Genomic DNA, 6,218 nt, shown 5'->3' with positions numbered 1-6,218 from the left:
GTCGTAGACGGTCGCGGAGCGTACTGAGGGCCTGGGCCGCCTGTGCGATCAGCTCTGCTCGCGCCACCACTTGTACGTGGCGGCGATGCCGTCCCGCAGCGGGACGGCGGGCTTCCAGCCGAGCGAGGTCAGGCGGCTCACGTCCAGCAGCTTGCGCGGGGTCCCGTCCGGCTTGGACGTGTCCCAGGCGAGCCGGCCGCGGAAGCCGGTCACCTCGGCGACCGTCTCGGCCAGTTCCCTGATGGTCAGGTCCTCGCCGCAGCCGATGTTGACGGGCTCGTCGCCGTCGTAGGAGTTCAGCAGCACGGCGCAGGCCGCGGCCAGGTCGTCCACGTGCAGGAACTCCCGGCGCGGGGTGCCCGAGCCCCACAGCGTGACCTCGTCACGGCCCTCGGCGGCGGCCTCGTGGAAGCGCCGGACGAGGGCCGGCAGGACGTGCGAGGTCTCCAGGTCGAAGTTGTCGCCCGGGCCGTACAGGTTCGTCGGCATGGCCGAGATGTACGAGGCCCCGTACTGCTTGCGGTACGACTGGACCTGGACGATGCCGGCGATCTTCGCGAGGGCGTAGGCCTCGTTGGTCGGCTCCAGCGGGCCGGTCAGCAGGGCGTCTTCACGGATCGGCTGCGGGGCCAGCTTCGGGTAGATGCAGGACGATCCCAGGAACAGCAGCCGGCCCACGCCGGCGGCGTGGGCGCCACCGATCACGCTGAGCTGGATCTGCAGGTTCTCCTCCAGGAACTGCACCGGATACGTGCTGTTGGCCATGATCCCGCCGACCTTGGCGGCGGCCAGCACCACGGCGTCCGGGCGGACGTCCTTCAGGTACGCCGCCGTAGCGGCGCCGTCGCGCAGGTCGAGGTCGGCGCGGCCCCGGGTGAGCACCTCATGGCCGTCGGCGGTGAGCCGCCGGGCGACCGCGGACCCCACGAGGCCACGGTGGCCGGCGACGAAGACGCGGGCGTTCGGGGGCAGGAGCGGCAGCGAACTTGTCATACCGCCGATGATGCCAGTCCGGCGCCGCGGGTCCGGCACGGGTCCACCGGCCCGGGCGCGGACGGCGCCGGGACGCCGTCCGGAACCGGGGCCGGACCGGCCCGCGTCTCCTTCGGGCAGGGGCGTCCGCCCCGCCGGGCCAGGCGGGGAGGGGCCGTGTACGGTAACGCAATCCGGCCCCCGGGCCGCGGCCGGGCCGCTCGGTGCGACGCATGACGGCCCGCTCCGCACCCACTTCGAGGCACAGCCTCACCACGACAGACAGAAACCACCACCAAGGGGACCCCATGGGCAAGACCGCACTGATCACCGGAGTCACCGGACAGGACGGCTCGTACCTCGCCGAGCTCCTGCTCTCCAAGGGCTACACGGTGCACGGGCTCGTGCGGCGGTCCTCCAGCTTCAACACGGAGCGGGTCGACCACATCTACCAGGACCCGCAGACCGCCAACCGGTCCTTCGTCCTGCACCACGCCGACCTCTCCGACGGCGTCGCGCTCGTGAACCTTCTCCGCGACATACGCCCCGACGAGGTCTACAACCTCGGCGCCCAGTCCCACGTCCGCGTCTCCTTCGACGCCCCGCTCTACACGGGCGACGTGACCGGCCTCGGCGCGCTGCGGCTGCTGGAGGCGATCCGGGCCAGCGGTGTCGACACCCGCATCTACCAGGCCTCGTCCTCCGAGATGTTCGGGTCCACCCCGCCGCCGCAGAACGAGCAGACCCCGTTCCACCCGCGCAGCCCGTACGGCGCCGCGAAGGTGTTCGCGTACTGGACCACGGTGAACTACCGCGAGGCGTACGACATGTTCGCCGTCAACGGGATCCTCTTCAACCACGAATCCCCGCGCCGCGGCGAGACGTTCGTGACCCGCAAGATCACCCGGGCGGTGGCCCGTATCAAGGCCGGCCTCCAGGAACACCTCTACCTCGGCAACCTCGACGCGGTGCGCGACTGGGGCTACGCCCCCGAGTACGTGGACGCCATGTGGCGGATGCTCCAGCAGGACGGGCCCACCGACTACGTCGTCGCCACCGGCGTGGCCGCGACCGTCCGCGAGTTCGTCGAGTCCTCCTTCACGCACGCCGGCCTCGACTGGACCGACCACGTGCGCTACGACCCCAAGTACGAGCGCCCGAGCGAGGTCGACGCCCTCATCGGTGACGCTTCCAAGGCCCATGACCTGCTTGGCTGGAAGCCGACGGTCCTGGTGGCGGAGCTGGCGCAGATCATGGTCGACGCCGACATCCGTCAGGTGGAGGACCAACTGGCGGGCGTGACCGTCCGCATCGACCGCTGAGGCCTTATATTTCCCCTACGGTTTGCCGTGTTCCGGCCGTACTCCGCTGCTCTGCAGGGGTGTGGCCGGGGTAAACCTGCTGTATGTCCCTTGTGCGCCCTCCGTGCTGAACCTGTTGATTCCAAGTTGGTATGCAATGGGTCAAGGGAGGTGACCAGGCCTCATATGAGCCCTAGTCTGCGCCAGTACATATGGCTGTTCGGATAGTTCCAGCCATCAAACCGGGCAATTGCCCTGGGGGGCTCATGCGTAGATCCAGAGGGCTGACTGCTGCCCTCGTCCTGTCACTGGCCGGTGCGGGCACCGGCATAGGCCTGGTGCTGATGCCTCAGGCGTCCGCCATCACGGCGCCGGTGGCATTCACCGCCGACCAACTGCCGACCTGGCAGACGAACGGCGTCGTCTGGGCGATGGCCCAGGCCGACGGCACCGTCTTCGCCGGCGGTACCTTCTCGGCCGTCCGCCCGCCCGAGGGCGCGGCAGGCGCGGAGCAGAATGCCGTGAACTTCGTGGCGCTCGACGCCGCGACCGGCAATCCCACCTCCTGCAAGCTGGCCTTCACCATCGGCGAAGGCACCGCGACCGTGCGCACGCTGGTCGTCTCGAAGGACAAGAAGACCCTCTACGCGGGCGGGTCCTTCGGCGCCGTCAACGGCACCCCGGTCTCCAGCCTCGCCGCGATCGACATCGCGAGCTGCACCCCCAAGGCATCGTTCCACCCGAGCTTCCCCGCCACCGTGCGCGCGCTCGCCGTCACCGACAACACCCTTTACGCGGGTGGTGACTTCTACACCGTCGACGGCCAGACCCGCGAGCGGTTCGCCGCCGTGGACGCCTCCTCCGGTGCGCTGAAGCCCTTCGTCGCCAACGTCGACGAGCCGGGCCGCGCGGTCGAGGTCACCCCCGACGGCAAGAACGTGCTCCTCGGCGGCGACTTCTTCACCGTCAACGGCTCCAACAGCCACGCCCTCGCCGTGGTCGACGCCACCACGGGCGCGGTCACCAAGACGTACGGCAACATCCCGTCGAACTCGGTCGTCAAGGACATCTCCACCGACGACACCGGCTTCTACACCGGCCACGAGGGCTCCGGCGGCGGCGTCTTCGACGGCCGCATCGGCCTGCGCCTGAGCGACTTCACCGAGAAGTGGCGCGACCGCTGCCTCGGCGCGACCCAGTTCGTCCTGCCCTACGAGGGAGTGCTCTACAGCTCCTCGCACGCGCACGACTGCTCCACCGAGCTGGAGTTCCCCGACGGCAAGCGGCACTTCCTGCTGGCCCAGCCGACCAACCACGAAGGCGCCGCCCCCGCGCCCGTGGACGGCTTCGTGCGCGGCCCGGGCAAGCTCGGCTGGCACCCCACGGCCAACGACGGCATGGACGGCACCGAGGGCATCGGCCCGCGCGTCATGGCCGTGGCCGAGAAGAACGACGTCAAGTACATGTGGGTCGGCGGTGAGTTCACCCTCATCAACGGCAAGCCGCAGTGGGGTCTGACCCGCTTCGCCTCCACCGGCGACGTCGGCGCCCCCACCACCCCGGTGGCCAGCGCCGCGAGCGTCAAGCCCGGCGAGGTCCAGGTCCGCTGGCGCACCAGCTACGACGCGGACGACAGCAAGCTGACGTACCGCATCTACCGCAACGGCTCGGCCACTCCGGCCGCCACCGTCACCGCCAACTCGCTGGAGTGGGAGCGCCCCCAGGCCTCCTGGAACGACGCCACGGTCAAGGCCGGCCAGAGCTACACCTACCGGGTGACCGCGACCGACGCCGCCGGGAACACCAGCGCCCTGTCGGCCGTCGCCTCGGTGACCGTCCCGAACTCGGTCCAGGCGTACGCGAACCAGGTCCGTACGGACGGCGCCGACCTCTACTGGCGCTTCGACGACGCGGTCAGCCCCTACGTCGCCGACTCCTCGGTGTCCGGCAACCGCAGCGGCATCCAGGTCAACGCCCCCGCCCTGAAGCAGTCCCCCGGCGCCGTCTCCGGCAGCACGGCGATGGGCTTCAACGGGACCAGCCAGCAGGTGTACAGCGACCGCCGTCAGACGGTCGGCAACACCTTCACCATCGAGACCTGGTTCAAGACGAACACCACGCGCGGCGGCAAGCTGATCGGCTTCGGCAACAACACCACGCGCAACAGCGGCTCGCACGACCGCCACATCTACATGACCAACACCGGTCGCCTGGTGTTCGGCGTCTACAACGGCTCGGTCCGGACGGTCTCCACCGGCCTGTTCGAGACGTACAACGACAACAAGTGGCACCACGTGGTCGGCACCCAGGGCCCCGGCGGCATCACGCTGTACGTCGACGGCCAGAGCAAGGGCACGCTGAACGCCACCAGCAACACCACCTACGCGGGCTACTGGCACGTCGGCGGCGACAACCTCTCCGGTTGGCCGACCCGCCCGACGAGCAACTTCTTCGCCGGCCAGCTCGACGAGACGGCCGTCTACCCGTCGGCGCTCACCCAGGCCCAGGTCAAGAACCACTTCGACCTGGCCAAGGCCCCCACCGACACGGTCTCCGCGGTCAAGACGACCGAGGACACCTACGTCAACCAGGGCGCCCCGAGCACCATCTACGGCACGTCCACCTCGCTCGCGGTGCGCGGCAGCGGCTCGCTCTACGAGTCGTACCTGCGCTTCAACCTGCCGGCCGCCCCGGCAGGCCAGGTCCTGAAGTCCGCCTCGCTGCAGATCAAGACCAGCACGCAGGCGAACTCCGGCACCACCGACACCGTGAAGGTGCTCCCGGTCACCGGTAACTGGACCGGCACGGGTACGACCTTCAACACCAAGCCCACCCTCGGCACGACCCCGCTCGGCACCATCGCGGGCGTGCCGGAAGGCTCCGCGGTCCACAACGTGGAGCTGGACGCCGCCACGGTCTCCGCGGCGCTGGGCACCAGCTACGGCCTGGGCCTGACGAGCACGGGCAGCGACCCGCTGTGGATCTGGTCCTCCGAGGCCACGGCGGCGGAGGGCACTCCGCAGCTGGTCCTCACCTTCGGCGTGAAGTAAGCGACGAAGACCGAAACAACCGCCTGACGGCGTGCGGGGTCCGGCTCTCTGTGGCCGGGCCCCGCTGCACACCCCCCTTGAGTACGGGAGCCATCCGATGTACCGACGCTCCGCAGCGGCTGCTGTCCTGCTGGCCGCCGCCCTGACGCTGACCGCCTGCAGTTCGGGCGGGGACAAGGCCGATTCCGGCGCCAAGCCGAAGCCCCCGGCCTCTTCGTCGGCCCCCGACCCGGCGGACGCCCCGCAGCCGTCGACCGACCCCGACGCGAAACCGACCGGCCCCGTCGTGCCGGACGCGAAGCTCACCCCGAAGACGGGCAGCTTCACGGCGGAGGAGAAGAAGTACCTGAGCGGGCGGGTCCCCGACAAGGTGGACCCGGCGTCCGTGCTGCAGAGCGGCCAGGACGCCTGCCAGCGGGTGCAGCGCACCGCGAAGCACGACAAGGACGCGGCGACCGGCGCCGTCATCACCGGCGAGATCCCGGGCGCCAAGGACGCGATCACCTTCCTGTGCCCGGACCAGAAGCCGATCCTCGCCGCGGCGGAGAAGGGCTTCCCCGAAGGCCCCCGTACCTCGCCCGCGGCGGGCACCTACCGGGCGCTCACCCAGGCCACGAACTGCACCTGGGAGGCCAAGGGGAAGGACGGCGGCACCCTCGCCTCGGGCCCCGAGACCCCGCCCAAGGCGGGCGACAGGATCACGGCGGCGATCCCGGCCGGCACGGCGGAGTTCAACTCGTCGGGCTGCTACGCCTGGATCCCGGCCTAGGTCGTGTCCGCGAAGTAGCGCCGGCCGCCCGAAGGGCGGGCCCCGCGGCGTCCGGTGCCGTACATCGCAAGGCGGAGGGGCGCCCGCGTACCGGACGTACTCGGGCGCGCCCGACAACGCGGCGAG

At 70.4% G+C, this 6,218-nt stretch carries 4 protein-coding genes; 3 read left to right on the top strand and 1 reads right to left on the bottom strand.

Annotated features, from left to right (window positions below):
* Nucleotides 1–48: 48 nt before the first annotated feature.
* Nucleotides 49–993, bottom strand: coding sequence for a GDP-L-fucose synthase family protein (locus ACWGIU_RS26520; RefSeq protein ID WP_453709801.1), 945 nt, complete (start codon nucleotides 991–993; stop codon nucleotides 49–51).
* A 287-nt stretch (nucleotides 994–1,280) separates the two neighbouring features.
* Between ACWGIU_RS26520 and gmd the strand changes: the two genes are divergently transcribed.
* From gmd to ACWGIU_RS26505, 3 genes are all read left to right on the top strand, one after another.
* Nucleotides 1,281–2,294 carry a GDP-mannose 4,6-dehydratase gene (gmd, locus tag ACWGIU_RS26515; RefSeq protein WP_453709799.1) on the top strand — a complete coding sequence of 338 codons (1,014 nt, stop codon included), beginning with the start codon at nucleotides 1,281–1,283 and terminating at the stop codon, nucleotides 2,292–2,294.
* Between the two features lie 245 nt (nucleotides 2,295–2,539).
* Nucleotides 2,540–5,323: a DNRLRE domain-containing protein gene (locus tag ACWGIU_RS26510; RefSeq protein ID WP_453709797.1), complete on the top strand. Its 2,784-nt coding sequence runs from the start codon at nucleotides 2,540–2,542 to the stop codon at nucleotides 5,321–5,323.
* A gap of 97 nt (nucleotides 5,324–5,420) precedes the next feature.
* Nucleotides 5,421–6,092, top strand: coding sequence for a hypothetical protein (locus tag ACWGIU_RS26505; RefSeq protein WP_453709795.1), 672 nt, complete (start codon nucleotides 5,421–5,423; stop codon nucleotides 6,090–6,092).
* Nucleotides 6,093–6,218: the final 126 nt, after the last annotated feature.

It is taken from the genome of Streptomyces sp. NPDC054840 (genome assembly GCF_053611065.1).
Note: the sequence above shows the minus strand (reverse complement) of the source record. Positions and strands in the feature narration are given on the sequence as shown.

What these genes read in the sequence shown, in the direction of transcription:
- gmd (WP_453709799.1), top strand. Translation starts at nt 1,281, where the DNA reads ATGGGCAAGACCGCACTGATCACCGGAGTCACCGGACAGGACGGCTCG.
- ACWGIU_RS26510 (WP_453709797.1), top strand. Translation starts at nt 2,540, where the DNA reads ATGCGTAGATCCAGAGGGCTGACTGCTGCCCTCGTCCTGTCACTGGCC.
- ACWGIU_RS26520 (WP_453709801.1), bottom strand. Translation starts at nt 993, where the DNA reads ATGACAAGTTCGCTGCCGCTCCTGCCCCCGAACGCCCGCGTCTTCGTC.
- ACWGIU_RS26505 (WP_453709795.1), top strand. Translation starts at nt 5,421, where the DNA reads ATGTACCGACGCTCCGCAGCGGCTGCTGTCCTGCTGGCCGCCGCCCTG.